The 23788-nt window shown below is 65.4% G+C and carries 24 protein-coding genes; 20 read left to right on the top strand and 4 right to left on the bottom strand.

What is annotated here, in order from left to right:
- The first annotated feature begins 22 nt into the window (after positions 1 to 22).
- The gene (locus tag ACQR03_RS26775; protein ID WP_315753959.1) at positions 23 to 442 is read left to right on the top strand and encodes a DoxX family protein; all 420 of its coding nucleotides are present in this window, start codon (positions 23 to 25) and stop codon (positions 440 to 442) included.
- Positions 443 to 472: 30 nt separating this feature from the next.
- The gene (locus tag ACQR03_RS26770) at positions 473 to 892 is read left to right on the top strand and encodes a VOC family protein (protein WP_315753957.1); all 420 of its coding nucleotides are present in this window, start codon (positions 473 to 475) and stop codon (positions 890 to 892) included.
- Positions 893 to 897: 5 nt separating this feature from the next.
- Here ACQR03_RS26770 and ACQR03_RS26765 read toward each other — a convergent pair whose 3' ends face one another.
- Positions 898 to 1344, bottom strand: a complete 447-nt coding sequence (locus tag ACQR03_RS26765; protein ID WP_315753955.1) for a hypothetical protein — start codon at positions 1342 to 1344, stop codon at positions 898 to 900.
- 4 nt (positions 1345 to 1348) lie between these two features.
- Positions 1349 to 2149 carry an SDR family NAD(P)-dependent oxidoreductase gene (locus ACQR03_RS26760; RefSeq protein WP_315753952.1) on the bottom strand — a complete coding sequence of 267 codons (801 nt, stop codon included), beginning with the start codon at positions 2147 to 2149 and terminating at the stop codon, positions 1349 to 1351.
- An 885-nt stretch (positions 2150 to 3034) separates the two neighbouring features.
- Between ACQR03_RS26760 and ACQR03_RS26755 the strand changes: the two genes are divergently transcribed.
- A complete protein-coding gene (locus ACQR03_RS26755; RefSeq protein ID WP_315753950.1) occupies positions 3035 to 4243 on the top strand; it encodes a hypothetical protein in 1209 nt (402 codons plus the stop codon).
- 46 nt (positions 4244 to 4289) lie between these two features.
- Here ACQR03_RS26755 and ACQR03_RS26750 read toward each other — a convergent pair whose 3' ends face one another.
- Entirely contained in the window at positions 4290 to 4808 is a 519-nt protein-coding gene (locus ACQR03_RS26750) for a winged helix-turn-helix transcriptional regulator (RefSeq protein ID WP_315753948.1), read from the bottom strand.
- A 106-nt stretch (positions 4809 to 4914) separates the two neighbouring features.
- On the opposite strand from ACQR03_RS26750, the gene ACQR03_RS26745 reads away from it, so the two are divergent.
- From ACQR03_RS26745 to ftsH, 17 genes are all read left to right on the top strand, one after another.
- Positions 4915 to 5466 carry a dihydrofolate reductase family protein gene (locus ACQR03_RS26745; protein ID WP_315826691.1) on the top strand — a complete coding sequence of 184 codons (552 nt, stop codon included), beginning with the start codon at positions 4915 to 4917 and terminating at the stop codon, positions 5464 to 5466.
- 186 nt (positions 5467 to 5652) lie between these two features.
- On the top strand, positions 5653 to 6303 hold the full coding sequence (locus tag ACQR03_RS26740) for a glutathione S-transferase family protein (protein ID WP_316193971.1): 651 nt from the start codon (positions 5653 to 5655) through the stop codon (positions 6301 to 6303).
- Between the two features lie 112 nt (positions 6304 to 6415).
- Positions 6416 to 6829, top strand: a complete 414-nt coding sequence (locus ACQR03_RS26735) for a YciI family protein (protein WP_315826693.1) — start codon at positions 6416 to 6418, stop codon at positions 6827 to 6829.
- Positions 6830 to 6862: 33 nt separating this feature from the next.
- Entirely contained in the window at positions 6863 to 7279 is a 417-nt protein-coding gene (locus tag ACQR03_RS26730) for a YciI family protein (RefSeq protein WP_315717588.1), read from the top strand.
- 33 nt (positions 7280 to 7312) lie between these two features.
- Positions 7313 to 7681: a hypothetical protein gene (locus ACQR03_RS26725; protein ID WP_315826694.1), complete on the top strand. Its 369-nt coding sequence runs from the start codon at positions 7313 to 7315 to the stop codon at positions 7679 to 7681.
- A gap of 262 nt (positions 7682 to 7943) precedes the next feature.
- Positions 7944 to 8669, top strand: coding sequence for a TetR/AcrR family transcriptional regulator (locus tag ACQR03_RS26720; protein ID WP_434841612.1), 726 nt, complete (start codon positions 7944 to 7946; stop codon positions 8667 to 8669).
- 129 nt (positions 8670 to 8798) lie between these two features.
- Positions 8799 to 9284 carry a DUF2852 domain-containing protein gene (locus ACQR03_RS26715; RefSeq protein ID WP_315717585.1) on the top strand — a complete coding sequence of 162 codons (486 nt, stop codon included), beginning with the start codon at positions 8799 to 8801 and terminating at the stop codon, positions 9282 to 9284.
- Between the two features lie 456 nt (positions 9285 to 9740).
- Positions 9741 to 10424 carry a protein TolQ gene (tolQ, locus tag ACQR03_RS26710; RefSeq protein ID WP_315717584.1) on the top strand — a complete coding sequence of 228 codons (684 nt, stop codon included), beginning with the start codon at positions 9741 to 9743 and terminating at the stop codon, positions 10422 to 10424.
- 39 nt (positions 10425 to 10463) lie between these two features.
- A complete protein-coding gene (locus ACQR03_RS26705; RefSeq protein ID WP_315717583.1) occupies positions 10464 to 10943 on the top strand; it encodes an ExbD/TolR family protein in 480 nt (159 codons plus the stop codon).
- A complete protein-coding gene (locus ACQR03_RS26700; protein ID WP_315717582.1) occupies positions 10940 to 11974 on the top strand; it encodes a protein TolA in 1035 nt (344 codons plus the stop codon). Before ACQR03_RS26705 ends, ACQR03_RS26700 begins: the two co-directional genes overlap by 4 nt.
- 68 nt (positions 11975 to 12042) lie before the next feature.
- A complete protein-coding gene (gene tolB / locus ACQR03_RS26695; RefSeq protein ID WP_315717581.1) occupies positions 12043 to 13314 on the top strand; it encodes a Tol-Pal system beta propeller repeat protein TolB in 1272 nt (423 codons plus the stop codon).
- Positions 13315 to 13560: 246 nt separating this feature from the next.
- Positions 13561 to 15900 carry a putative bifunctional diguanylate cyclase/phosphodiesterase gene (locus tag ACQR03_RS26690; RefSeq protein WP_315826695.1) on the top strand — a complete coding sequence of 780 codons (2340 nt, stop codon included), beginning with the start codon at positions 13561 to 13563 and terminating at the stop codon, positions 15898 to 15900.
- Positions 15901 to 16254: 354 nt separating this feature from the next.
- Positions 16255 to 16977 (top strand): N-acyl amino acid synthase FeeM domain-containing protein, encoded by a 723-nt coding sequence (locus tag ACQR03_RS26685; protein WP_315717579.1) that lies wholly within the window; start codon positions 16255 to 16257, stop codon positions 16975 to 16977.
- 279 nt (positions 16978 to 17256) lie between these two features.
- The gene (gene pal, locus ACQR03_RS26680; protein ID WP_172133860.1) at positions 17257 to 17751 is read left to right on the top strand and encodes a peptidoglycan-associated lipoprotein Pal; all 495 of its coding nucleotides are present in this window, start codon (positions 17257 to 17259) and stop codon (positions 17749 to 17751) included.
- Positions 17752 to 17953: 202 nt separating this feature from the next.
- Complete coding sequence (gene ybgF, locus ACQR03_RS26675; RefSeq protein ID WP_315826697.1) at positions 17954 to 19003, top strand: tol-pal system protein YbgF; 1050 nt, start codon at positions 17954 to 17956, stop codon at positions 19001 to 19003.
- 62 nt (positions 19004 to 19065) lie between these two features.
- Complete coding sequence (tilS, locus tag ACQR03_RS26670) at positions 19066 to 20139, top strand: tRNA lysidine(34) synthetase TilS (protein ID WP_316166872.1); 1074 nt, start codon at positions 19066 to 19068, stop codon at positions 20137 to 20139.
- Positions 20140 to 20374: 235 nt separating this feature from the next.
- A complete protein-coding gene (gene ftsH / locus ACQR03_RS26665) occupies positions 20375 to 22291 on the top strand; it encodes an ATP-dependent zinc metalloprotease FtsH (protein ID WP_315717576.1) in 1917 nt (638 codons plus the stop codon).
- Between the two features lie 205 nt (positions 22292 to 22496).
- On the opposite strand, the gene ACQR03_RS26660 is transcribed toward ftsH, so the two are convergent.
- Positions 22497 to 23702 carry an alpha/beta hydrolase family protein gene (locus tag ACQR03_RS26660; RefSeq protein ID WP_316193972.1) on the bottom strand — a complete coding sequence of 402 codons (1206 nt, stop codon included), beginning with the start codon at positions 23700 to 23702 and terminating at the stop codon, positions 22497 to 22499.
- Positions 23703 to 23788 lie beyond the last annotated feature (86 nt).

Genomic DNA, 23788 nt, shown 5'->3' with positions numbered 1-23788 from the left:
GCATTACGGGGAGGAGCTGCAGATGACGACGATCACCTTGGAAGAACCGGTCTCGCGCGCCGAATTGTGGAGCGGCCGCATCCTGAGTGGGCTGGTGACCCTGTTCCTGCTGTTCGACGGCGCGATCAAGCTCGTCCCTCTGTCCGTCGTCACCCAGACGCTGGATCAGATGGGCTATGGCGCGAGTGACGGCACGGCCCGCGCGCTCGGTCTGATCACGATCGTCTGCACCGTGCTCTATGCGTTGCCGGCGACGTCGTTCGTCGGGGCGATCCTGCTGACAGGCTATCTCGGCGGCGCCATCGCTTCTCATGTCCGCATCGGCAGTCCGCTGTTCAGCCACGTCCTGTTCGGCCTCTATCTCGGGCTGATGCTGTGGGGCGGCTTGTGGCTGCGCGATCGCCGGCTGCGCGCGCTGCTGCCGCTGCCGCTGCCGCGCTGACGAATGATCTTTCAACCAAGGAGGATGACGATGATCTGTCCCTATCTGACGTTCAACGGCGATTGCGAGCAGGCGCTCAAGCACTACCGCGAGGTGCTCGGCGCCAAGATCGAGATGATGATGCGCAACGGCGAGGCGCCGCCGGAGATGCCGTGTGCGCCGGAGCACAAGGACAGGATCATGCATGTCCGCTTCTCGATCGGCGGAGGCGTCCTGATGGCCTCGGATTCGCCGCCCGAATATTATCAAGGCAAGCCGCACGGAATCTCGGTCTCGCTCCAGATCGCGGATCCGGCCGAGGCCGAGCGCAAGTTCAACGCGCTCCTCGAAGGCGGTGCCGTCACCATGCCGTTTGGCAAGACCTTCTGGTCGAAGGGCTTCGGCATGGGCGTCGATCGCTTCGGCATTCCGTGGATGATCAATTCCCCGGCCGAAGGCTACGCGGCGTGACGCCGCTAGCGGCACGAGGGGTACATCGCCTTGAGCTCGCGCCCGCGCAACAACAGAAGCCGCGACGTCAGGCCGCCGCGGCGCTCGATCCAGCCGCGCACCGGCGTGGGATAGGTCTGCAGCACCAGCTTGGAGGCTTCGGGTTCCGCATAAACGCGGCCGCGCCGGTCGACCGAGCGTGCGGCGTGGAAGCCGAGGGAGGCTCGCTGCGTCACGCAGATGCGGTCCTCGGGCACGACGCTGAGCACCAGCGTGCAGGCCGACAGGCAGGGACCGTCGATGATGACACGCTCCCCGGAGGCGCGCACCTTCTCGAACAGATCGAGGAACGGTCCCACCTCGCCGCCGGGCGAGGAGATGATGCGGACGTCGGCGCGCGCCAGCATCGTCGCGATCCCCCACAAGAGGACGGCGAGCAGCAAGGTCAGGATGATGCGCGTCCGGCTCGGCATCGTTTCATGTGTTCCTGCGTTGGCCGCGCAAGGTCGGCAATCCGATTCCCGCGGCATCGAAGCCGCCATCGACGGCCAGGATCTGTCCGGTGATATAGCTGGAGCGTTCGGAGCTGAGAAACAAGATCGCCTCGGCGAGCTCGTCCTCGAGGCCGTAACGGTTGAGTGGAATGGCGTCGTGATAGTCGGCGCGGATCTCCGGCGTGTGCACGTCCTTGGCCATCGCGGTCTCCACCGGGCCCGGCGCCACCGCGTTGACGCGGATGCCGGTGGAAGCGAGCTCGACCGCGAGCTGCTTGGTCAGATGCGCCAGCGCCGCCTTGCTGGTGCCGTAGGCGGAGCGCAGCGTCGAGGCGCGGACGGCTGAAATCGAGGTGATGTTGACGATGGTGCCGCCGTGCTCGCGCATCAGCGGCACCGCGGCGCGCGTGCACAGAAACGGCCCGGTCAGGTTGACGTCGAGGATGCGTTGCCAGTCGGCTTCGCTGGTTTCCATGATCGGGGCGAAACGCGCCACGCCGGCATTGTTGACCAGTGCATCGAGACGACCGAAACGGCCGGCAATGCGCGCCAACGCATCGGCGACCATCGCCGCGTCCGCGACGTCGCAATGCAGCGCGAGCGTTCGATCGGGGGATTTGAGTGCCGATGTGGCGTCGTCGAGCAGCGTCTTCTCGATGTCGAGAAGCGCCACGCGCCAGCCTTCGTGCAGAAATCTCTTTGCCGTCGCCAGCCCGATGCCGCGTGCCGCCCCGGTGATCAGGGCGACCTTGTCAGTCAGCGTCGTCGTCGATGTTTCCGTCACGGGGGTCGACTCCTCGGGCCGGCAGCCCGGCTCTTCTCGTCGTTGAGTCCTAACATGCGCTGCCCGGATCGCCTGTGAAGGCCGTCACATCTGTCAGAGTACGTTCAATCCAGCTCCGCGCGATGCGTATAGCCAGCGAAGTTCGTGGGCGTTGTCAAACAGCCAGGGGTGGTAACGACGACGTCAATTCGCGTTCTCGCGGTGTCGAAGCACCCGAGTCATGCTCGCCCTGGCCTCCCTCTCGGGTCGGAGGGCGCAGGGAAGACCGGGAGCTTGCCCGCCCCATGGCCCCCGCGGGAAAAATGCACGGGGCAGGAACCACAGATTCGGCTGAGACATCCCGGCCCTCCCTGCGCGATGCCCGGGGACCGGCTGTTTTGCCCCCGTTTCCGCCACAATACGCTCCCGCATCGGACACGGCATCAGCATCGGGATGCCAGGGACCACATGATTTCGCCGTACGCGCCGCGTTGTTCGTCTGCGTGTCCTCATATGAGCATGATCTTGTCGGAAAGCTGTGGCGCAATAGCCGTCAACGGCCTCCGGTTCCGAATCATGCTCCACGCTGCAACATCGACGCGTCCACCGCATCCTGCCCCCCACGTTCGTGACGACCGCGAAACATCCCTCTCGATCGGGAACAGGACGTGGCTAAAGGAGTATGAATTCTGGAAAGGCGAAAGAGGGACTTTCTTACGGGAAGCACTGGACAAGGGTGATCGACTTGAAAGTCTTCAGGAAAAGAGCCGCCTCTCCAGGCGCGTTCCCCCGTGGAATTGGACAGTCCCGCCGTCGGCTGATTTGCTCGTCGTCGGTGGCTCTCGGACGTGTCCGGGACGAATCTGAACCGGTGGCGTAGAGTTTAAGAGTCTCGGTAGAATCGACATGGGCGATCTATTCATCAGCCGGCGAATCACCCTCGTCAGAACCACGGAGCTGCACGCTTCGTCGCACGGGTCGAATGGTCTGTGGCGCGGGTGCGGCGCGCTGCTGTTGTCGTGCATTGTCCTCGGGCTCGCGGCGTCCGGCGCCGCCGGAGCGGATGGCAGCGTTGCTGCGAAACCGGCAGAGACCGAGCAGGCTGCGCACGATGTCGCGCCGCCGCAGCAGCCGCAGACGGCGGAGCCCGAGACGGTGGGGCGGCCGTCGGACGTGCAGATGCCGGCTCTGAAAGTGGTCGTTCCACCGACCGAGCCTGCGAAGCCGATCGCGGCCGAGCGCAAGGGCGACCCGCGGAGCGACGCCAAGACCACGAAGAATCTGTCGGTGCCTCAGCGCGCGCTGCCGGCCGACGTCGCGCAGATGATCGGCCGCAGGATCTGGCTCAACGAGGCCGGGGGACGGCGCGACGCGATCACGTCGTGGAATGCGGGTGAAGAATTCGCCTCGCTGGGAATCGGGCATTTCATCTGGTACCCGTCCACCGCGAAGCCGCCTTATGAAGAGGGTTTTCCGGGGCTGATCGCATTTCTGCGCAAGGGCAAGACGCCGTTGCCTGCATGGCTCGACAAGACGCCGATTCCGGCATGCCCGTGGACCAGCCGGGCCGACTTCAAGCGGAATTTCAACTCGCCGCAAATGCGGCAATTGCGGCAGTTCCTGCTCGACACGATTGCGGAGCAGACGCAGTTCCTGGTGGCGCGTGCGCAAGGCGCGATGGACAAGATCCTCGCCAACACGCCGGACAGCGCCGAACGCGAGCACATCGTCGCGCAATATTCGCGAGTCGTGCGCGCCTCCAACGATCTCTACCCGCTGATCGACTACATCAACTTCAAGGGCGAGGGCACCAATCCGTCCGAGACGGCCGTGGACAAGGAGACGGGCCAGCGCCAGGGCTGGGGTCTCAAGCAGGTGCTGCTCAAGATGAACGGCACCACCACCGAGTCCAAGGCCGTGCTCGCCGAATATTCCGACGCGGTGCAGGTCGTGCTGCAACAGCGGGTTCGCAATCTGCCCTCGAACCGCGTGTGGGAGGCGGGCTGGCTGCGTCGCGCCGAGACCTATCGCCGTCCGATCGCGCAGCTCGAGCAGGCCCCCGAACGCGCCCCGCGCAAATCATCGCGCTACAGGGCCGACAACACGCGGTTCTGATGCGGGAAGCGGCGCGCACGATCCGTGCGCGTCGCGAGGCGTGCGATCATCGGCCGCCTGCCTCGGCCTTCTTGGCAGCGACGACCTTCTGGTAAGCTGCCTGCAGCCGCTCGCCGACGCTCGGTCCAGCCCTCCTGCGCCGTTTCGCGCCGAGATGGGTTTCGCGCAGCTCGTCCATGAATTCGGCCCACATCTTCGGGCCGCCTTCCATCAATAGCTTGGCGCGGATGCCGAGCTCCTCCGAGACGGGCAGATACTTGTAACCCCAGCCCGCCATCTGCGCGAGGATCGGCAACAGCTCGATGCCCTGCTCGGTCAGGGAATAGATGCCCTTTTGCTTGTGGCTCGGATCGTCCTCACGGCTGATGATGCCGGCCGCGAGCAGCGTCTTCAGCCGGTCGGCGAGAATGTTCGAGGAGATGCCCTCCTCCGAGCCGCCGAGCAGCTCGCGATAGTGCCGGCGATTTCCGAACATCATGTCGCGGATGATCAAGAGGCTCCATTTATCCCCCACCACTTCGAGCGACAGGTTGATCGGGCAGCCGGAGCGCTGAGGGTCGGACATCGAAGTCTCGTGAGCAGGGATCGCGCATAAACCGCTTGCAATATTGCACCGGTCTGGGCATTCTCCAACTGCTTGCAAAATGAAAGCAGTCAGGGAGAGGCAGTCGATGGCGAGACTGGTGATGTGGAACATGATGACGCTGGACGGCATGGTTGCGGGCCCGAACGGCGACATCTCCTGGCACGAGGATGTGTGGGGCCCGGAGCTGGAGCAGATCTCCGAGACGCAGCTGCACGAGGCGGGCGGATTGCTGTTCGGCCGGGTGACCTACGATCTGATGGCCGGCTATTGGCCGACGGAGAAGGGCGTGATCGCCGACGTCATGAACAGCATCCCCAAATATGTCGCCTCCCGCACGCTGTCTCGCCTGGCATGGTCAAACGCGCATCTGCTGGGTCCGGAGCTCGCGGCCGAGGTCGACAAGCTCAAGCAGGAGAATGCCAAGGACCTGTTCCTGTTCGGCAGCGCCGACCTCGGCTCGACGCTTGTGGCACACGACCTGATCGATGAGCTTCGAATCGCGATCAATCCGCGCGTGCTTGGCGCCGGACGGCCGCTGTTCAAGCCGGGGCAGGCCTTGAAGCTCAGCCTGATCGACAGCCGGGCGCTGACCAACGGCGTTGTCATCGCGCGCTATGCCCCCGTTCGGGGCGTGTGAGCCCATATCTCGCGGCGCGCTCCGGGTTCCGGGGCAGCGCAGGTCTTTCCACTCACATCATCCGTGCGTCAAGGGCCTCACCTCAACCCTCTCCCCGTGAACAGCGGGCCGCGGGAGCGCACCGTCCTGCGGCCGCGCGTTCGGGACCAAACGACTTGTTCTCACTCAACTCAGCAGGAGCGTACGATGTCCCTGACCCTTTACTATCATCCGCTGTCGTCGTTCTGCTGGAAGGTGCTGATCGCGCTGTATGAGAACGACGTTTCGTTCACGCCGAAGCTGATCAATCTCGGTGACGCGGATGAGCGCGCGGCGTTCTTGAAGCTGTGGCTGATCGGTAAATTTCCCGTGCTGCGCGACGAGCAGCGCACGATTCCGGAATCGAGCATCATCATCGAGTATCTCGACCAGCACTATGCGGGCAGGACGCGCTTCATTCCCGATGATCCCGATCTCGCTTTGCGGACACGTCTGCGCGATCGCTTTCTCGACCTCTATGTGCACATGCCGACGCAGACCGTCGTGTTCGACCGGCTGCGGCCGGCCGATGCCCGCGATCCGCTCGGCGTCGCCGACGCCCGAAGCCGGCTCCGCACGTCCTACGCCATGCTCGAGGCCGAGCTGCCGCCGCGTGGCTGGGCGATGGGCGACCCTTTCACCCTGGCGGATTGCGCGGCCTTGCCGGCGCTGTTCTACGCCGACAGAGTGGAGCCGCTGGGTGATGGGCTGCCTGGGGTCACAGCCTATCTCGACCGGCTCAAGGCGCGGCCCTCCGTCGCGCGGGTGCTCGCCGAGGCCCAGCCTTATTTCCACATGTTCCCGCAAGAGCCGGGCTGAACCGGGAACCCGGCCAAAATAATTGCGGGAGCGTGTCGGCCGTGCCGGGGCCGGATCGTCCTACTGATGAGGGCAGGGCAGTCCTGCCGGACAGCATCAGGGGAGAGCAGCCATGCGGTTCATGGTGATCGTGAAGGCGACCAGGGACACGGAAGCCGGAATCCTGCCGACCACCGAGGAGTTCGCGGCGATGGGCCGGTTCAACGAGGGCTTGGTGAAGGCCGGCATGATGGAGGCCGGCGAGGGCCTGCATCCGACCGCGAAGGGGGCGCGCATCGACTTCTCGAACGGGACGCCGAGCGTCGCGCGCGGTCCGTTCGATCTCTCCCGCGATCTCGCGGCGGGCTTCTGGATGCTCAAGGCCGGCTCGCTCGAGGAGGTGATCGAGCACATGAAGCGGGCGCCGTTCCCGAGCGGCGAGATCGAGATCCGCCAGGTCTATGCCGCGGAGGATTTCGGCGAGACGTTCACGCCCGAATTGCGTGAGCGGGTCGAACGGCTGCGTGCGCAGGCCGCCAGGAACTGAACCGACCCTGATCAGGAGAGGAGGATAAACGCGATGCGATTCATGATGCTGATGATCCCGCTCGGCTATGAGAGTGCGCCGCCGGACGTGCAGCTCGATCCCGAGCGTGTCAAGGCGATGATGCGCTACAACGAGGCCCTGAAGGACGCCGGCGTGCTGATCACGCTGGAGGGCCTGCATCCGCTGTCGATGGGGGCGCGGGTCTCGTTCGCGGGCGGCAAGCCTGTGGTGACCGACGGCCCGTTCGCGGAGGCCAAGGAGGTGCTCGGCGGCTATTGGATGATCGAGGTCGCCTCGCGCGACGAGGCGATCGCCTGGGCCAGGCAGTGCCCGGCCTCGGACAACGAGATCATCGAGATTCGCCAGGTCCAGGAGATGGCCGACTTTTCCGAGGAGGTGCAGCAGGCGGCGGCGGGCTTCGCCGAGCTGCCGCATGCCGGCCGTGTCTGATCGATCCGTTTCACAGCAGGAGAGGGAAGTGCAATGAGTGACAACAGCAACACCTATCTCGCCGTCTTTCTCGGCAGCAAGACCAGTCCGGTCTGGAAAGACTGGGAGGCGCTGTCCGAGACGGAGCGCAATGCCAGGGGACAGCAGGGCATGGCGGCCTGGCATGCCTGGGTGGACCAACACAAGGACGCGATCGTCGCGATGGGCGGGCCGCTCGGCAAGACCAAGCGGGTCGACAAGGGCGGCGTCAACGACATCGCCAACGAGATGGGCGCGTTTACCGTGGTCCGCGCCGCGTCGCACGAGGATGCCGCGAAGATGTTCGTCAACCATCCGCATTTTGCGATCTTCCCGGGCGAGCGGGTCGAGATCATGCCGGTGCTGCCGATTCCGGGCGGCTAGTTGAGCGGCCTGCAGGGCGGAGCACGTCGGCTGAGGTGAACGTCCCGCTTGCTGCGGGCGCCCGGCGCTTGTGCCGGGCGCGCTGATCCCGCGGCGACTTCGGTGCCACCCTGCCCCTTGCGGGGGCCCTCAAGGGGCGAGGGTGGCACCTGTTCGCGGGGGCTTAACCGAACGGCGCGATAGAGCGTCCCGGAAGTCGGCGGCTGACCCCGCCCAAAAGTCGCTGGCTTCCTTCGACCCGGCTCATGTAAAAGCCATTTACATGAGCTGGCGCAAGGAAGAGCGCCGCGCCGAGCGCGGCTATCATCACGGTAACCTCAAGGAGGCGCTGCTGCAGGCGGCGCTCGACCTGATCGCGCAGAAGGGGGCTGCCGGCTTCACCTTTGCCGATGCGGCCCGCATGGCCGGCGTCAGTCCGGCCGCGCCCTATCGCCACTTCCGCGACCGCGACGAACTGCTGTCGAGCATCGCCCAGCGCGGCTTCGAGCAGTTCGAGGCGCAGCTCTCGGCGGCGTGGGACGACGGCCGGCCCGACACCGTCACGGCGTTCGAGCGCGTCGGCAAGGCGTATCTCGCATTTGCCCGTTCGGAGCCTGCGTTCTATTCGGCGATGTTCGAATCCGGCGTGCCGGCGGACTCCACCGCGGGCCTGTTGGCGGCGGGTGAGCGCGCTTTCGGCGTCATTCGGGCCGCGGCGGAGCGGCTGGCGGCGCTGGCGCCGCCCGGGATGCCGCGGCCGCCGGCCCTGATGATGGCGCTGCACATCTGGTCGATGACGCATGGCATCGCCTCGCTGTTCGCGCGCGGCGATGCCGCCCGGCGCAAGCTGCCGATGTCGCCCGAGGAGCTGCTGGAGGCCGAGCTGCTGATCTATCTGCGCGGGCTCGGCTTCCCGACCGACCGCCGGCCTGCGCCGTCCTCCGCTGCCGAGCCGCCGCCGCTGCCGGACGATGACAAGCCGGCAGGGCCCTGGGGCCGCCCGAAATAAGGTTCAAAGAACGCCGAAAAATAATTCGAGCGACGCGTCAGGCGGTCGCCTTGACAAAATCCCGGGTTGAGCTAGCTATGTAAATGTTATTTACATTCACACGGCATGGCGCCGCGAATGGAGAGGGAGATGGCCTACACCGCAGATGTCAATCGTTGGCGCGGTTCGGAGGAGGAGCAGAGGTACCGGCCCCGCATGATGGAGTCGCCCTGGCATCCCGGCTGGATCGCCGTGACCGTGCTCGGCTTCATCATCTGGTGGCCGATCGGACTTGCCCTTCTCTTTTTCACACTCGGGAGCAGAAAGATGTCGTGCTGGAACGGCGGCGATCGCTGGTCGAACAAGATGGAACGGATGCAGTGGAAGATGGACCGCATGCGCGACAAGATGGAGCGCCGCGGCTTCGGCTTCGGTTTCTCGCAGCCGGCTTCGAGCGGCAACCGCGCCTTCGACGAGTACCGCATGGAGACCCTGCGGCGGCTCGAAGAGGAGCAGCAGGAGTTCCGTGACTTCCTGACCCGGCTGCGCCACGCCAAGGACAAGGAGGAGTTCGACGCGTTCATGGCCCAGCACAAGCCGCGTCCGACCCCGCCGAACGACCAGCCGCAGAGCTGATCGCCTCTCACCTGACGCCGCAGGGCTTTCAGCCCCCGCCCTGACGGCACAAGACGCCCGCCTGCGGTTCCCCCGCCTGCGGGCGTTTTGCGTTCTCCGATACCGCCCGCCTGCGGCGGCTGGCCGCTGTCCGCCGCCGGCCAAAACGGTCAAGCGGCTGATCACAAAGGCTCTATCTGGCTGGTCCGGCTGGACCTTTGACCTCGGCAATACTCCGCGGTAACCCCGCCTTAACCCCGGAGGGGGTTTGGTTAAGGGGCGCTTACGCGCGCCAAGAGCCCTTGTTTTGACACGTTGGCAGAGGAAGCAGGCCGCTTATGGCTTCGGCGGGCCTCTTAAAGCGATCAGTTCAGGGTTTTCTCGCGCAGGCGCTTTCCGCCGCGACGGCATCCGGCATGGAACGGCGGCTGCATGGTCCCGGGCATCCCGGGATGATTGGTTGAGAGGATACTGCAGATGTCTGTCGATAGCGGCGGCCTGTCCCTGATCGATCTGTTCGGCAATGCCGGCTGGGTAGTTCGGATCATCATGCTCGGCCTGATCTCCTGCTCGATCTGGGTCTGGGCGATTGCGATCGACAAGATGTTCCTGTTCTCGCGGACCCGTCGCTCGATGGACCGGTTCGAGCAGGCCTTCTGGTCCGGAGAATCCATCGAGGAGCTGTACCGGGTGCTATCGGCGAAGCCGACGCAATCCATGGCGGCGTGCTTCGTGGCGGCGATGCGCGAGTGGAAGCGCTCGTTCGAGGGCCACGCGCGCTCCTTCGCCGGCCTGCAGATGCGCATCGAGAAGGTGATGAACGTGTCGATCGCGCGCGAGGTCGAGCGGCTGGAACGCCGTCTCCTGGTGCTTGCCACGGTCGGTTCCGCCGGCCCGTTCGTCGGTCTGTTCGGCACGGTCTGGGGCATCATGACCAGCTTCCAGGCGATCGCGGCTTCCAAGAACACCTCGCTGGCGGTGGTCGCGCCGGGCATCGCGGAGGCGCTGTTCGCCACTGCCATCGGCCTGATCGCGGCCATCCCGGCGACGATTTTCTACAACAAGTTCTCTTCGGAGGTGAACCGGCAGGCGCAGCGGTTGGAAGGCTTCGCAGATGAATTTTCGGCCATCTTGTCCCGTCAGATCGACGAGCGGGGATGAGGGCAGGTATAGTGGCATCCGGATCGTGAGTACCACAGCATGGGCATGAGCATGGGCAGCGCGTCCGGCGGCGGTGGTCGCCGCGGTCGGCGCAAGGCGGCCGTGATGGCGGAGATCAACGTCACGCCGATGGTCGACGTCATGCTGGTGCTGCTGATCATCTTCATGGTCGCGGCGCCGCTGCTCACCGTCAACATCCAGGTCGACCTGCCCCAGGCGCAAGGCGGCTCGGCCTCGACGGCCGACGCCAAGCCGCCGCTCGAGGTCACCGTGAAGAAGACCGGCGGCGGCTGCGCGTCGAAGGTGGACGTGTATCTCGGTGACTCGCCGATCGCGATCAACGAGCTTGGGCCGAAGATCAAGGCGATGAAGGAGGCGGGCGCAGGCGGCGGCGACAACGTCGTCAAGATCCGCGGCGATCGCGACGCCTGCTACTCCGACATGATGAAGGTGCTGGGCCTGGCGCGCGATGCCGGCTATCGCGCCAGCATCGTCGTGCTGCCGGATCAGGGCTCATGACGTCGAAGGACCTCATCCGGTTCGTGCGCACGCGCAAGGGGACAGTGCTGTCCGTCGCCCTGCACGTGCTCGTGCTGTGCTGGGGCCTGTTCAGCTTCTCCGCGCGCTCGATGGTGGCGCCGCCGGAGGACCTTGTGCCGGTCGACGTGATCTCGGAGGACAACAGCTCGAAGGCCAAGGCCGGCGCGCTGACGGGCAAGAAGGAATCCCAGAAGCTGCTGGCCGACAAGATCGGCGAGAAGAAGCCGACCGAGGACATCGTCGGCAAGGTCGATACCAAGCAGGTCACCGAGACCGACGCCGCGCCTGAGCCGCAGCCCAAGCCGGAGAAGCCGGTCGAGAAGAAGCCCGATCCGCCGAAGCCGGTCGAGAAGCAGCCGGATACGCCGAAGCCGGTGGCCGAGAAGAAGCCGGAGCCGCCGAAGCCCGCGCCGGCCGAGAAGCCGAAGCCGGAGGAGAAGAAGCCGGACCCGTTCAATCCGGACCAGATCGCCAGCGTGCTCAACAAGGACAAGGCGAAGCAGCCGCCGAAGCCGCAGGCCGCCGCCGCGCCGCCGGAGCCGCCCAAGCACAAGAGCGAGCGCAAGTTCGACGCCGAGAAGATGGCGAGCTTGATCAATCAGAAAGATCCGACGCGGCAGGCGGTCACGGGATCCGAGATCAATGCGAATGCGGCGCTGGGCTCGGTGCGAGGAACGGCAGAGGCCAATGTCGCGAGCTGGCAGGCCGCGTTCCAGGAGGCGGTCACCCGCTGCTTCAATGCGCCCTATAGCGGCGTGGATGAAGACAAGATCTCCGTTGATCTCGATATCCAGCTACGGCCGGATGGATCGCTCTTTGCTGCTCCCGCCGTCGTCGGCATGACCGGACCGTCCCGTACCGTCAGCCTGGCCATGGCGGAAAATGCCAAGCGTGCGGTCGAGAACTGTGCGCCCTACGCGTTTCTGCCGAAGAACCGGTACAATGAGTGGAAGTTGATACCCGCGACATTCAACCTCAAAATGATGAATTCGATGCGAGGCCGAACTTGACGACACCTCCGACGCGCAAGACAGGATCCACCACGCGGCGCCAGGTTCTGCTGGGCGGAGGAGCCGCCATGGCAGCCTTGGGCGCGGGGCCCGCGTTCGCGCAACGTGTGATTATCGGCCCCGGCGAGTTCAAGCCGATCCCGATCGCGATTCCGCCCTTCGTGCCCGGCGGTGCCGGCGACGCCGATGTCGGCAACGGTATCGCACAGGTGATTACCAACAATTTCAAGCGCAGCGGGTTGTTCGCGCCGGTGGACCCGGCCGCCTTTCCCGAGCGCATCAGCAATTTCGAGGCCCCGCCGCAATTCGCGAGCTGGAAGCCGCTCGATCTGCGCGGGCTCGTCACCGGCCGCGCGACGCGGCAGCCGGACGGGCGGCTGAAGGCCGAGTTTCGGCTGTGGGACCCGAACTCAGGCCAGCAGCTCACCGGCCAGCAATATGTGACGGCGCCGGAATACTGGCGGCGCATCGCACATATCATCTCGGACCAGATCTACACCCAGATGACCGGCGAGAAGGGCTATTTCGACAGCCGCGTCGTGTTCGTCGACGAGAGCGGCCCGTCCGAGCGGCGCGTCAAGCGGCTCGCGCTGATGGATCAGGACGGCGCCAACGTCCGCTACCTCACCCGCGGCGCCGACCTCGTGCTGACGCCGCGGTTCTCGCCGTCGAGCCAGGAAATCACCTACATGGAGTTCGGGCAGGGTGACCCGAGGGTCTATCTGTTCAACATCGAGACCGGCCAGCGCGAGATCGTCGGCAACTTCCCCGGCATGTCGTTCTCGCCGCGGTTCTCGCCGGACGGCCAGCGCATCATCCTCAGCCTCCAGCAGGGCGGCAACTCCAACCTGTTCGTGATGGATCTGCGCTCGCGCACGACGACGCGGCTCACCGACACGCCGGCGATCGACACCTCGCCGTGCTACTCGCCGGACGGCAGCCAGATCTGCTTTGAAAGCGATCGCGGCGGCAAACCGCAGATCTACGTGATGTCCTCCAGTGGCGGCGCAGCGCAGCGCATCTCGTTCGGCGAGGGCAGCTACTCGACGCCGGTGTGGTCGCCGCGTGGCGACTTCATCGCCTTCACCAAGCAGGGCGGCGGTCAATTCGCGATCGGCATCATGAAGACGGACGGCTCGGGCGAGCGCATCCTCACCGCCGGCTTCCACAATGAAGGGCCGACCTTCTCGCCCAACGGCCGCGTGCTGATGTTCTTCCGTGACCCCGGCGGCACCGCTGGTCCGTCGCTATATTCGATCGACGTCTCCGGCCGCTTCGAGCAGAAGGTGCCGACGCCGGGCTTCGCCTCGGATCCGGCCTGGTCGCCGCTGCTGTCGTGATGGAGCGAGCCTCTGGGCCCGCTCACGTCGTGGTGGACGCGATTTTTCCAGTCGCGCGATGCGTGTTATATGGAAAGGCAGAACTATTAGTTGTAGTAGCCGGGTAGTGTTTGCCTAGTTCTCTGAATTTTCGAGCGAATTCGTGCACTTCGCGAACGCGGAAACGCTCCGCTAACGATGTTCCCTCAGAAAGACTTCACCTGCGAGCGGTAATGTTTGTGCACCGAACAGGACGCGTGCGCACGAATGCAGCTTGCCACTCAGAACGGAGAAGACGATCGAAAGTTGTCGCCTGCGATCCAGGCGGCTCTCGTCGACTCCCTCTTCCAGGATCCCGGCCCGATGTTCGCCGGCGCACTCTGCGCCGCCGTCGCCGCCGTCATGACCGCGATCAAGAGCGGCGACGTCAATCTGTGGCCGTGTGCCGCGATGCTGATCATCGCAGGGGCGTTCCGTTCGCTCGACATGCGCTACTATCGAAGCCTGTGCGACAACGGCCGCCTCACGCAGGAGGCGGTCGAGCGCTGGGAGGTTCGCTACCAGATCGGCGCCATGATCTATGCGCTGGTGCTCGGCGTCTGGTGCGTGGTCGCCCTGGTCGACAACAGCGACCCGGTGGTGCACCTGATCGCGATCACGGTGACGCTCTGCTACATGTCGGCGGGCGCGGGCCGGACCTACGGGCGGCCCTGGATCTTCCACGTCCAGATCCTGCTCGCCTGCGGACCGCTCGCAGTGGCCCTCGCGATCCACGGCAGCCCTTATTACCTGGGCATGGCGGCGTTCTGCGTCCTGTTCTTCGTGTCGCTGAAACACATCTCGACCAACCTGCAGCGGATCTTCGTCCAGGCCTTCGTGGCGCGCGAAAGCGAGGCCGCACTGGCCAAGCAGTTCGATACGGCTCTGAACAACATGCCGCACGGCCTGTGCATGTTCCGCTCCGACGGGCGTCTGGCCGTGATGAACCATCGCTTCGGCCAGATGATGAGCCTGCCGGATGACATCCTGCAGCGTGGCGGCAAGGCGGCCGACATCATCAACGCCTGCGTGATTGCAGGCTCGATCTCCGCTTCGAGCGGCCGGCTGATCCTGGCCGAGATCGAGCACACCAAGACCCATAATGTCATTACCAGCGATCCCGACGTCGCGCGCGACCGGTCGCTGTCCTGGACCTTCCAGCCGATGGCCGACGGCGGCGCCGTGGTCCTGCTCGAGGACATCACCGAGCGCCGGCATGCCGAGGCGCGCATCTCGCATCTGGCGCGCTACGACGAGCTCACGACCTTGCCGAACCGCGTCAGCTTCCGCGACGAGATCGAACGGCTGCTCAGGATTCCGCAGCGGCACGGCGAATTGTCCGCGCTGCTGTTCGTCGATCTCGACCGCTTCAAGCAGGTCAACGACACGCTCGGCCACCCCTGCGGCGATCAACTGCTCTGCGCGGTCTCCGAGCGGCTGCGCGACATGCTGCGTCCTGAAGACTTCGTCGCGCGCTTCGGCGGCGACGAGTTCGTGGTGTTCCAGCGCAACATCCGCTCCAACGACGACGCGGCGATGCTGGCGCGCCGGATCGTCGACCAGCTCAGCGAGCGCTACAAGATCGACAATCACCTGGTCGAGATCGGCGCCAGTGTCGGCATCGCCATGACCGCGCCGGGGATCAGCGCCGACACCCTGCTGAAGAATGCCGACATGGCGCTGTATCGCGCCAAGGCGGAGGGACGCGGCACCTTCTGCTTCTTCCGCGATGAACTCGCCCAGACGGTGGAAGCACGCCGCATCCTCGAGCTCGACCTGCGCAAGGCGCTGGCGAACGAGGAGTTCGAGCTGTTCTACCAGCCGCTGGTCAACCTGAAGTCCGGCAAGATCTCGACCTGCGAGGCGCTGCTGCGCTGGAACCACCCGGTGCGCGGCACGGTCTCGCCGGTCGACATCATTCCCGTCGCCGAGGACATGGGCCTGATCGTTGATCTCGGCCGCTGGATCCTGCGCAAGGCCTGCCTGGAATGCATGAAATGGCCGGATGCGGTCAGCGTCGCCGTCAACTTCTCGCCGCAGCAGTTCCATCAGCGCGATGTGCTCAGTGAGGTCCGCTACGCGCTCGAAGTGTCCGGGCTGCCGCCGCATCGGCTCGAGATCGAGATCACCGAATCCTCGCTGTTGCGCAACACTCAGCTCACCCACGATGTGCTGTCGCAGCTGCACATGCTCGGGGTCCGTATTTCGCTCGATGATTTCGGCACCGGCTATTCGAGCCTCAGCTATCTGCACAACTTCCCGTTGGAGAAGGTCAAGATCGATCGCTCATTCCTCGAAGGAATCGACAGCGATCGGCCGCTGACCCTGTTGCGCGGTGTCGCAAGATTGTCCGCCGATCTCGGCATGTCGGTGGTGGTGGAGGGCATCGAGACCAACGAGCAGCTCGAACTGGTCAGCGCCGACGGTACGGTCACCGAGGCGCAGGGCTATCTGTTCAGCCGGCCCGTCCCCGCCATCCGCATCCGGCAGCTCCTGAATGCATCGCATGGGCGCCGTTCGAGCGACGGGGCGATCGCGGCCGCCGGCGGGACACGTTCGATCGCTTGATCGCCCGACCTCCGCCTTGATGCGGTGGTGCCGGGAAAGACCGACCAGTGCTGAAGGCGGCTCTGTGCGCAGCATCCCGCCGGTCCGAGCATGGCTCGTATGGGAATGGCAATGTAACAACCCCACGTCGCATCGTTCGGAAACATCGCACGTGCATGCCAAGCGAATCCGTTTCGATTTGATACGCAAGTGATCCGAAGCAATCGTCCAGCGTAGCATCCAATCCCGTAAGTCACGGTTACGCCTCCGGGATTCTACGTGCCGTTAACTTTGTACCGGCGAAAGCTTTGCGTCGGCATTAACCCGCTGTTAAGCTCATACTGCTCGTAGGAGTTGTGTGAAAAGGGGTTGCGGATGAAGTCGGCGGCTAGAGTGAGTGCCGTTGCTGAGCAGAAGTCGGATGTGCTGGAGAACGTGGACTATCGACTGGCGTTGACTGCTGAAGACAAGGACGAGATCTATCGGCTGCGCTACCGCGCCTACCTGCGTGAAGGCGCCATCCTGCCGTCGCCCAGCGAACGCGTCAGCGACGAATATGACGATCTTCCCAACAGCTTCATCTTCGGCGTCTACGTCAATGGCGAGCTCTACAGCTCGATCCGCATCAGCGTGCTGAACTCGCAATGGCGCCGATCGCTGTCCTCGGACATGTTCGCCGACCTGCTGCATCCCGAGCTCGATCGCGGCAAGGTCATCATCGACCCGACTCGGTTCGTCGCCGACCATGAGAAGGCGCGGCTGTTTCCGGCGCTTCCCTATGTGACCGTCCGGCTCGGCTACGTTGCCTGCGCCCATTTCAATGCGGACATCGGTCTCGCCAACGTGCGCCCCGAGCATCGTGCGTTCTACAAGAAGGTGTTCCTGCAGGAACCATGGGGTGAACCGCGGCTCTACTCCGGTCTCACCAAGCCGGTCGGCCTGGTGGCGGCGCATTATCCTTCGATCCGCGATCGCGTGTTCCAGCGCTTTCCGTTCATGCGATCGAGCGCGTTCGAGCGACGGATGCTGTTCGATCGTCCGGCGCCGGACGCCTTCACTGATTCGTTCAGGATTCACGCGGTCGCGAGGGCTGGCTGATCGTCGGCCGATATCGGGGCCAGTTCGGCCGTCCGGCCGGTTCGCACCGTGGCAGCGATGCAAAAATCAGCGAAAAAGCGCCCTGCTGCAGGCGCTGAGCGGCTTGCCTTCACCCTGGCGCCACATTTACAACCCATTAACCATCGCGGTCGCTTTTCGGGTTTCGTTAGCATTTGACGGGGTTCGGCAAGACCCCATCAAGGTTGACGGAACGTTCGCTTAACCATCGCCCTGTAGACCGGATGGCAGTCTAAGAACGTGAGCGTGGAGGCTCCGGGAATGAAATATCAGATGCGTATCCTCCAGGGATTGAAGTTGGCCGCCGTGCTGGCCGTGGCGCTGTCGATGGGCGCCTGCGCCAACAAGAATCTCACCGGGGCCGACGGGGCGATGGCCAGCGCTGCGACTCCAGGCAGCCAGCAGGACTTCGTCGTGAATGTCGGCGATCGCGTCTTCTTCGAGAGCGATCAGACCGATCTCACGCCGCAGGCGATCGCGACCTTGGAGAAGCAGGCGCAGTGGCTGCAGAGCTATCCGCGCTACTCCTTCACGATCGAGGGCCACGCCGACGAGCGCGGCACCCGCGAGTACAACATTGCGCTGGGCGCGCGGCGCGCGCAGTCGGTCCGCAACTTCCTGGCGTCGCGCGGCATCGACCAGGGCCGCATGCGCACGATCTCCTACGGCAAGGAGCGGCCGGTGGCGGTCTGTAACGACATCTCGTGCTGGTCGCAGAACCGCCGTGCGGTGACGGTCCTGAACGCCAGTTCATAAAGCTGAACGAATCCGTTGCTGATGAAGCCGGCGTCGCCCATCGACGCCGGCTTCATCGTTTGTTGTCGGCGGGTCTCGGCCGGACTTGGTTTTTTCTTCGCTTGAACGTCATTTGTATCCGTCGCATTTCTGCTTTACAGCCACGCTCACAGGCCTGTTTTCAACGTCTCGCCGATCTGGTCGTCAGGGCAGCATGTCGTTCATGTTTCTTCCACGGAGCGCCGCCGCGATCCTCGCCGCGCTCGTCATTTTCTCGTGCCAGGCATTTTCGTCGCGGGCGCTCGCCCAGACCGATGATGATGATCCCGAGATCCGGATTCAGCGGCTCGAAAATCAGCTCCGGCAACTGACCGGTCAGAACGAGGAGCTGCAATATCGCAATCGCCAGCTCGAGGAGCGGCTGCGACAACTGCAGGGCGCAGCACCTGGGGGCGCCGCCGCGGCGCAGCCGACCGCGGCCGCGCCGGCGCAGGCCAATCCCGCCTACGGCCAGGCTGCTCAGCCGGCCAACGGCCAGCAGCAATATGGCCAGCAGCCGTACGGCCAGCCGCAACAGGCCTATCCCCAGCAGCAGCCGGGCTACGCGCAGCCGCAGGCCGGCGCGCCGGTGCAAATCGTCCAGGAGCCCGCGGCCCCTGGCCGGGGCCGCCGCGGCGATGCGTTCGATCCGAGCCAGAATCCGACGGCTCCCGGCGCCCCGCAAGCGCTCGGCGGCGGCCAGTTGCCGATCCAGCCGGGTGGCGGCCAGCCCGCCGGCCGTCCCGCCGGCGATCCCACGACTCTCGCCAACACGGGCGGTCGCTATCCCCAGGGTGCTCCGCCGGCCGCCGCTCCCGGCGCTGGCGGACTGGAGACCGCGCCGCCGCGGCAGACGCCGCGCGACGAATACGACCTCGGCATCGGCTACATGCAGCGCCGCGACTACGCGCTGGCCGAGCAGACGATGCGCAACTTCACCCAGAAATATCCGAACGATCCGATGGTCGGCGACGCGCAATACTGGCTCGGCGAGAGCTTCTACCAGCGTCAGCAATATCGCGATGCCGCCGAGGTCTTCCTCGCCGTGACGACGAAATATGAGAAGTCGGGCAAGGCGGCGGATGCGCTGCTCCGGCTCGGCCAGTCGCTGGCCGCGCTGAAGGAGAAGGAGGCCGCCTGCGCCGCGTTCGGCGAAGTGACGCGTAAATATCCGCGCGCCTCGGCGGGCGTGAAGGCGACCGTCGATCGCGAGCAGAAGCGGGTGAAGTGCTGAACGTCCCCGGGCGAGGGGGAGCCTCTCGCCTATAATCGGCGGGGCGGGTAGGCTGCGGCGCCATGTCGAAGGCCCGTTCCGAAGCCGATCCTGCGATCTCCGCAGCCGAAGCCGAGCGCCTGTTCGCCCCGCTTTCGGGGGCGCCCGCGCTGGTGCTCGCCGTGTCGGGCGGTCCGGATTCGATGGCTCTGATGTGGCTCGCGGCGCAGTGGCGCGCGGGGCTCGCGGAGGGGCCGCGCCTTGTGGCCGTGACGGTCGACCATGCGCTGCGGCGCGAGTCCGCCCGTGAAGCCCGCATGGTGAAGGAGACCGCGCGCAGGCTGGCAATTCCACACCGGACCCTGCGCTGGAACGATGAGAAGCCGGACACTGGGATTCCCGAAGCGGCGCGCCTGGCAAGATATCGCCTGCTGGCACGCGCCGCGCGGCAGGCTGGCGCCGGACACGTCGTCACCGCCCACACCCGTGACGACCAGGCCGAGACCGTGCTGATGCGACTCTTGCGCGGCAGCGGCATCGCGGGGCTCGCGGCGATGGCACCGCTCAGCGAGCGTGAAGGGCTGTTGCTGGCGCGGCCTCTGCTCGACGTTGCCAAGGCCAGGCTGGTGGCGACGCTGCGCTCGGCCGGCATCCCTTTCGCAGATGATCCGACCAATCAAGATCCCGCCTTCACCCGGCCGCGGCTGCGCGCCCTGATGCCGGCTCTGGCCGCCGAGGGCGGCGATGCCCGGACGCTGGCGACGCTGGCCGACCGGCTCGGACGGGCCAATGCCGCGATCGAATTGATGGTGGATGGCGCCGAACGCTATCTTGCACTGCGCGCGGCCGGGAGCAGGCCGGTGGGCGCGATTCACGGCGAGACCTTCGAGGCGCGCGCCTTTGTCGCACTTCCAGCCGAAATCAGGCTGCGGCTGCTGATGCGCGCGATCAACCGCGTTGGAACCGAAGGTCCCGTGGAACTCGGCAAGGCAGAGTCGCTGCTGGCGCGGCTGGACCGGACTCTTGCGGAGATCGCAGATGGTGGTACGTCTGCTCCGGGCAGGCTAAAACAGACCCTGGCTGGTGCACTGGTAAGCATGACGAGAGAGACGATCCGCATCACGCCCGCGCCGCCGCGGCGGTCGCGCGGGGTCTGAAGCGGTTCACCGCCTTCGCGGACGCTTAACCACCTGCCTTGGCGGCGCTTTCCCGCGCCATTTTTTGAGCGGGAATCGGGCTAGGATGCGATAAATAGTCCTTTCTAGTTCCCTTGGCATTGCGGCGAGTGGTACCTAGATTACGAGATGGTCGACCGGGGGATTCCCTCGTGGCTACCCAGGGATGAGTCCGAGGACGAACGGCCGCGATCCGCGCGACCACGAAGGAAAATCGATGAACGCCAATCTGCGCAATTTCGCCCTTTGGGTCATTATTGTCCTGTTGCTGTTGGCGCTGTTCACACTCTTCCAGAACCCGGGGCAACGCGCGTCGTCGACCGACATCAACTTCTCGCAGCTGTTGACCGAGGTCGATCAGGGCAATGTGCGCGACGTCGTGATCCAGGGGCCGGAGATTCACGGCACCTTCAAGAACGGCTCGTCGTTCCAGACCTACGCGCCGAGCGATCCGAACCTCGTGAAGCGCCTGTACGACGCCAAGGTCAACATCCAGGCCAAGCCGCCCGGCGACAACGTGCCGTGGTTCGTGTCGCTGCTGGTGTCGTGGCTGCCCTTCATCGCGCTGATCGGCGTCTGGATCTTCCTCTCCCGGCAGATGCAGGGCGGCGCCGGCAAGGCGATGGGCTTCGGCAAGTCGCGCGCCAAGATGCTGACCGAGGCGCATGGCCGGGTGACGTTCGAGGATGTCGCGGGCGTCGACGAGGCCAAGCAGGACCTGCAGGAGATCGTCGAATTCCTGCGCGATCCCGGCAAATTCCAGCGGCTCGGCGGCCGCATCCCGCGCGGCGTGCTGCTGGTCGGCCCTCCCGGCACCGGCAAGACGCTGATCGCGCGCGCCGTCGCCGGCGAAGCCAACGTGCCGTTCTTCACCATTTCGGGTTCTGACTTCGTCGAGATGTTCGTCGGCGTCGGCGCCAGCCGCGTCCGCGACATGTTCGAGCAGGCCAAGAAGAACGCGCCCTGCATCATCTTCATCGACGAGATCGACGCTGTCGGTCGTCATCGCGGCGCCGGTCTCGGCGGCGGCAATGACGAGCGCGAGCAGACCCTCAACCAGCTGCTGGTCGAGATGGACGGCTTCGAGGCCAATGAGGGCGTGATCCTGATCGCGGCCACCAACCGGCCCGACGTGCTCGATCCGGCGCTGATGCGTCCCGGCCGCTTCGACCGCCAGGTCGTGGTCTCGAACCCCGACATCATCGGCCGCGAGCAGATCCTCAAGGTTCACGTCCGCAAGGTGCCGCTGGCGCCGGACGTCAATCTCAAGACCATCGCCCGCGGCACCCCCGGCTTCTCCGGCGCCGACCTGATGAACCTCGTCAACGAGGCCGCTCTGACCGCCGCTCGCCGCAACAAGCGGATGGTAACGCAGTCCGAGTTCGAGGAGGCCAAGGACAAGGTGCTGATGGGCGCTGAGCGCCGCTCGATGGTCATGACCGAGGAAGAGAAGATGCTGACCGCCTATCACGAGGCGGGACATGCGATCGTCGGCCTCAACGTCCCGAGCCACGACCCGATCCACAAGGCGACCATCATTCCGCGCGGCCGCGCGCTCGGCATGGTGCAGTCGCTGCCCGAGGCCGACCGCCACTCGCATACCCGTGAGTGGTGCGTCTCGAAGCTTGCGATGATGTTCGGCGGCCGTGAGGCCGAGGTGCAGAAGTTCGGTCCGGAGAAGGTGACCAACGGCGCCACCGGCGACATCCAGCAGGCCACCAACCTCGCTCGTGCGATGGTGATGGAATGGGGCATGTCCGACAAGCTCGGCCGCGTCCGCTACCAGAGCAACGAGCAGGAGGTCTTCCTGGGTCATTCGGTGGCGCGCTCGACCAACATCTCCGACGATACCGCCCGCCTGATCGACTCCGAAATTCGCGGCCTGATCGAGGCCGGCGAGCAGGAGGCGCGCCGCATCATCACCGAGAAGCGCGACGATTGGGAAGCGATCGCCCAGGCGCTGCTCGAATACGAGACGCTGACCGGCGAGGAGATCAACGACCTCCTGAAGGGCAAGAAGCCGAACCGCGAATCGGCGATCGAGCCGTCGACGCCGCGGGCGTCGGCCGTGCCGCCGGCCGGCAAGCCGCGGCCGCGACCCGATCCGGGCCTGGAGCCGCAGCCTCAGGCGTGAGCCAGGGTTGATATGCAACGGACATCCGGCGGTCAGCCCGTCTGATCCGGAAGATTAAGAGAAACGACAGGCCCGGCTTGCAGCCGGGCCTTTTGTTTGCTTGGAGATCGGTGCCGGCGGTGGTCCGAACCGCAGGTTATGAGCGTGGGAGAAGTCCGTGTGTTGACGGGGTTGCCGCGGACCGCATCCAGCGGCGCCGCGCGCATCACGGCTTGTCGAACCAGGCCTTCCACTGCGGGACGGCGGTCGCGAACGTGCCGCGATGGCTGGTCGGCCCGGTCGACACCGCCTCGACCTTGCTGTTACCGGCCCCGATCGCCTGCTGGTAGGTCATCGCCAGGCGGCCGAGACCGGTCGAGATCGCCTCGTCGGTCTCACCGTAATAGTTGCGCACCGGCGTCTTGATGATCCAGCGATAGGCCTGCGTCTGCGCGACCAGGCGGCCGTAGGCCGACGCCGCGAAATACTCCGCATCGAAATAGTCGGGCTTGAGCAGCTTGTGCAGATCGGTCGGGACGTCGGCGACGTTGAAGGGCTCGCGCTCATAGGCCTTGCGCGCCACATCGTAGTAGCTGTCGCTGATCACCGAGCGCGCCAGCCCCGGCACCGCATAGTAGTTCTCGAACGCGAACGCCGACAGGATGAACAGCGAATTGACCCAGGCGGCGTCGTTCTTGCGCGGGAAGCTGAGGAAGCCGTTGAGCGCCACGGACACGTCGACAGGAGCGCTCGCGGTCGCCGCCGCCGTCACCGGCAGGCCGGCGCTTTCGAGCTTCTCGAGAAAGGCCATGGTCACGAAGCCGCCTTGCGACCAGCCGGCGATGTCGAGCCCGGCGCTCGTCAGCTTCATCTGGTCGAGCACCGCGCGGCTCGCCCGCAGCATGTCGTAGGTGGCCTGCTGATGGCTGGCCTTCACCATGTAGCCTTCTGGCTCGGTCGAGATGCCCATCCCGAAATAATCGGCGCCGATCAGCAGATAGCCTTGTCCCGCGAACTGCGCGATCATCAGCTGGGTCTCGGGCGACTGCTCCGGAAACGACGGCACCTCCTGCTTTCCGTACACCGTGCCGTGCTGATAGGACACCATCGGCAGGCTGGTCTCGCCGGTCTCGGGCACTGCGAGCAGGCCGCTCGCCGTGATCGGCTTGTTTCCGCGCTCGGGGATGACGGACGCATAGGTGACGCGATAGAGCCGGACGGCGTTGCGGGCCGGGGTGTAGGTCACCGAAACGCCCGCGAATTTCGGCGTGTCGACGGTGAGGATGGTGTTCAGCCGGGCGACGTCCCAGCGGGCCAGATATTCATAGCTGACGTCGGAGGAGACGCGCACGGGCCCCTTGTCCTGGGCGCGGCTTGCGGCCGGACAAATGACGCAGACGAGCAGGGCGATGAGAGCGCGATGAACGAACATGGGATCTCCCCGGCCTGCCGCCGTTGGTTGCATTCGGACCCCTGCGATACAGTTTGCGAGTAAACAATCGGTGCGGCGCCGGCAGT

The organism is Bradyrhizobium sp. HKCCYLS3070, assembly GCF_051167575.1.
GTDB lineage: Bacteria > Pseudomonadota > Alphaproteobacteria > Rhizobiales > Xanthobacteraceae > Bradyrhizobium.
Note: the sequence above shows the minus strand (reverse complement) of the source record. Positions and strands in the feature narration are given on the sequence as shown.

Coding starts and splice junctions, on each gene's coding strand:
- ACQR03_RS26745 (WP_315826691.1), top strand. CDS start 4,915: ATGGCGAGACTGGTGATGTGGAACATGATGACGCTGGACGGCATGGTT.
- ACQR03_RS26775 (WP_315753959.1), top strand. CDS start 23: ATGACGACGATCACCTTGGAAGAACCGGTCTCGCGCGCCGAATTGTGG.
- ACQR03_RS26690 (WP_315826695.1), top strand. CDS start 13,561: ATGCAGCTTGCCACTCAGAACGGAGAAGACGATCGAAAGTTGTCGCCT.
- tilS (WP_316166872.1), top strand. CDS start 19,066: ATGTCGAAGGCCCGTTCCGAAGCCGATCCTGCGATCTCCGCAGCCGAA.
- ybgF (WP_315826697.1), top strand. CDS start 17,954: ATGTTTCTTCCACGGAGCGCCGCCGCGATCCTCGCCGCGCTCGTCATT.
- ACQR03_RS26765 (WP_315753955.1), bottom strand. CDS start 1,344: ATGCCGAGCCGGACGCGCATCATCCTGACCTTGCTGCTCGCCGTCCTC.
- ACQR03_RS26685 (WP_315717579.1), top strand. CDS start 16,255: ATGAAGTCGGCGGCTAGAGTGAGTGCCGTTGCTGAGCAGAAGTCGGAT.
- ACQR03_RS26750 (WP_315753948.1), bottom strand. CDS start 4,808: ATGTCCGACCCTCAGCGCTCCGGCTGCCCGATCAACCTGTCGCTCGAA.
- ACQR03_RS26705 (WP_315717583.1), top strand. CDS start 10,464: ATGGGCATGAGCATGGGCAGCGCGTCCGGCGGCGGTGGTCGCCGCGGT.
- ACQR03_RS26735 (WP_315826693.1), top strand. CDS start 6,416: ATGCGGTTCATGGTGATCGTGAAGGCGACCAGGGACACGGAAGCCGGA.
- pal (WP_172133860.1), top strand. CDS start 17,257: ATGAAATATCAGATGCGTATCCTCCAGGGATTGAAGTTGGCCGCCGTG.
- ACQR03_RS26700 (WP_315717582.1), top strand. CDS start 10,940: ATGACGTCGAAGGACCTCATCCGGTTCGTGCGCACGCGCAAGGGGACA.
- ACQR03_RS26720 (WP_434841612.1), top strand. CDS start 7,944: ATGAGCTGGCGCAAGGAAGAGCGCCGCGCCGAGCGCGGCTATCATCAC.
- ACQR03_RS26755 (WP_315753950.1), top strand. CDS start 3,035: ATGGGCGATCTATTCATCAGCCGGCGAATCACCCTCGTCAGAACCACG.
- ACQR03_RS26740 (WP_316193971.1), top strand. CDS start 5,653: ATGTCCCTGACCCTTTACTATCATCCGCTGTCGTCGTTCTGCTGGAAG.
- ftsH (WP_315717576.1), top strand. CDS start 20,375: ATGAACGCCAATCTGCGCAATTTCGCCCTTTGGGTCATTATTGTCCTG.
- ACQR03_RS26715 (WP_315717585.1), top strand. CDS start 8,799: ATGGCCTACACCGCAGATGTCAATCGTTGGCGCGGTTCGGAGGAGGAG.
- tolQ (WP_315717584.1), top strand. CDS start 9,741: ATGTCTGTCGATAGCGGCGGCCTGTCCCTGATCGATCTGTTCGGCAAT.
- ACQR03_RS26660 (WP_316193972.1), bottom strand. CDS start 23,702: ATGTTCGTTCATCGCGCTCTCATCGCCCTGCTCGTCTGCGTCATTTGT.
- ACQR03_RS26730 (WP_315717588.1), top strand. CDS start 6,863: ATGCGATTCATGATGCTGATGATCCCGCTCGGCTATGAGAGTGCGCCG.
- ACQR03_RS26725 (WP_315826694.1), top strand. CDS start 7,313: ATGAGTGACAACAGCAACACCTATCTCGCCGTCTTTCTCGGCAGCAAG.
- tolB (WP_315717581.1), top strand. CDS start 12,043: ATGGCAGCCTTGGGCGCGGGGCCCGCGTTCGCGCAACGTGTGATTATC.
- ACQR03_RS26770 (WP_315753957.1), top strand. CDS start 473: ATGATCTGTCCCTATCTGACGTTCAACGGCGATTGCGAGCAGGCGCTC.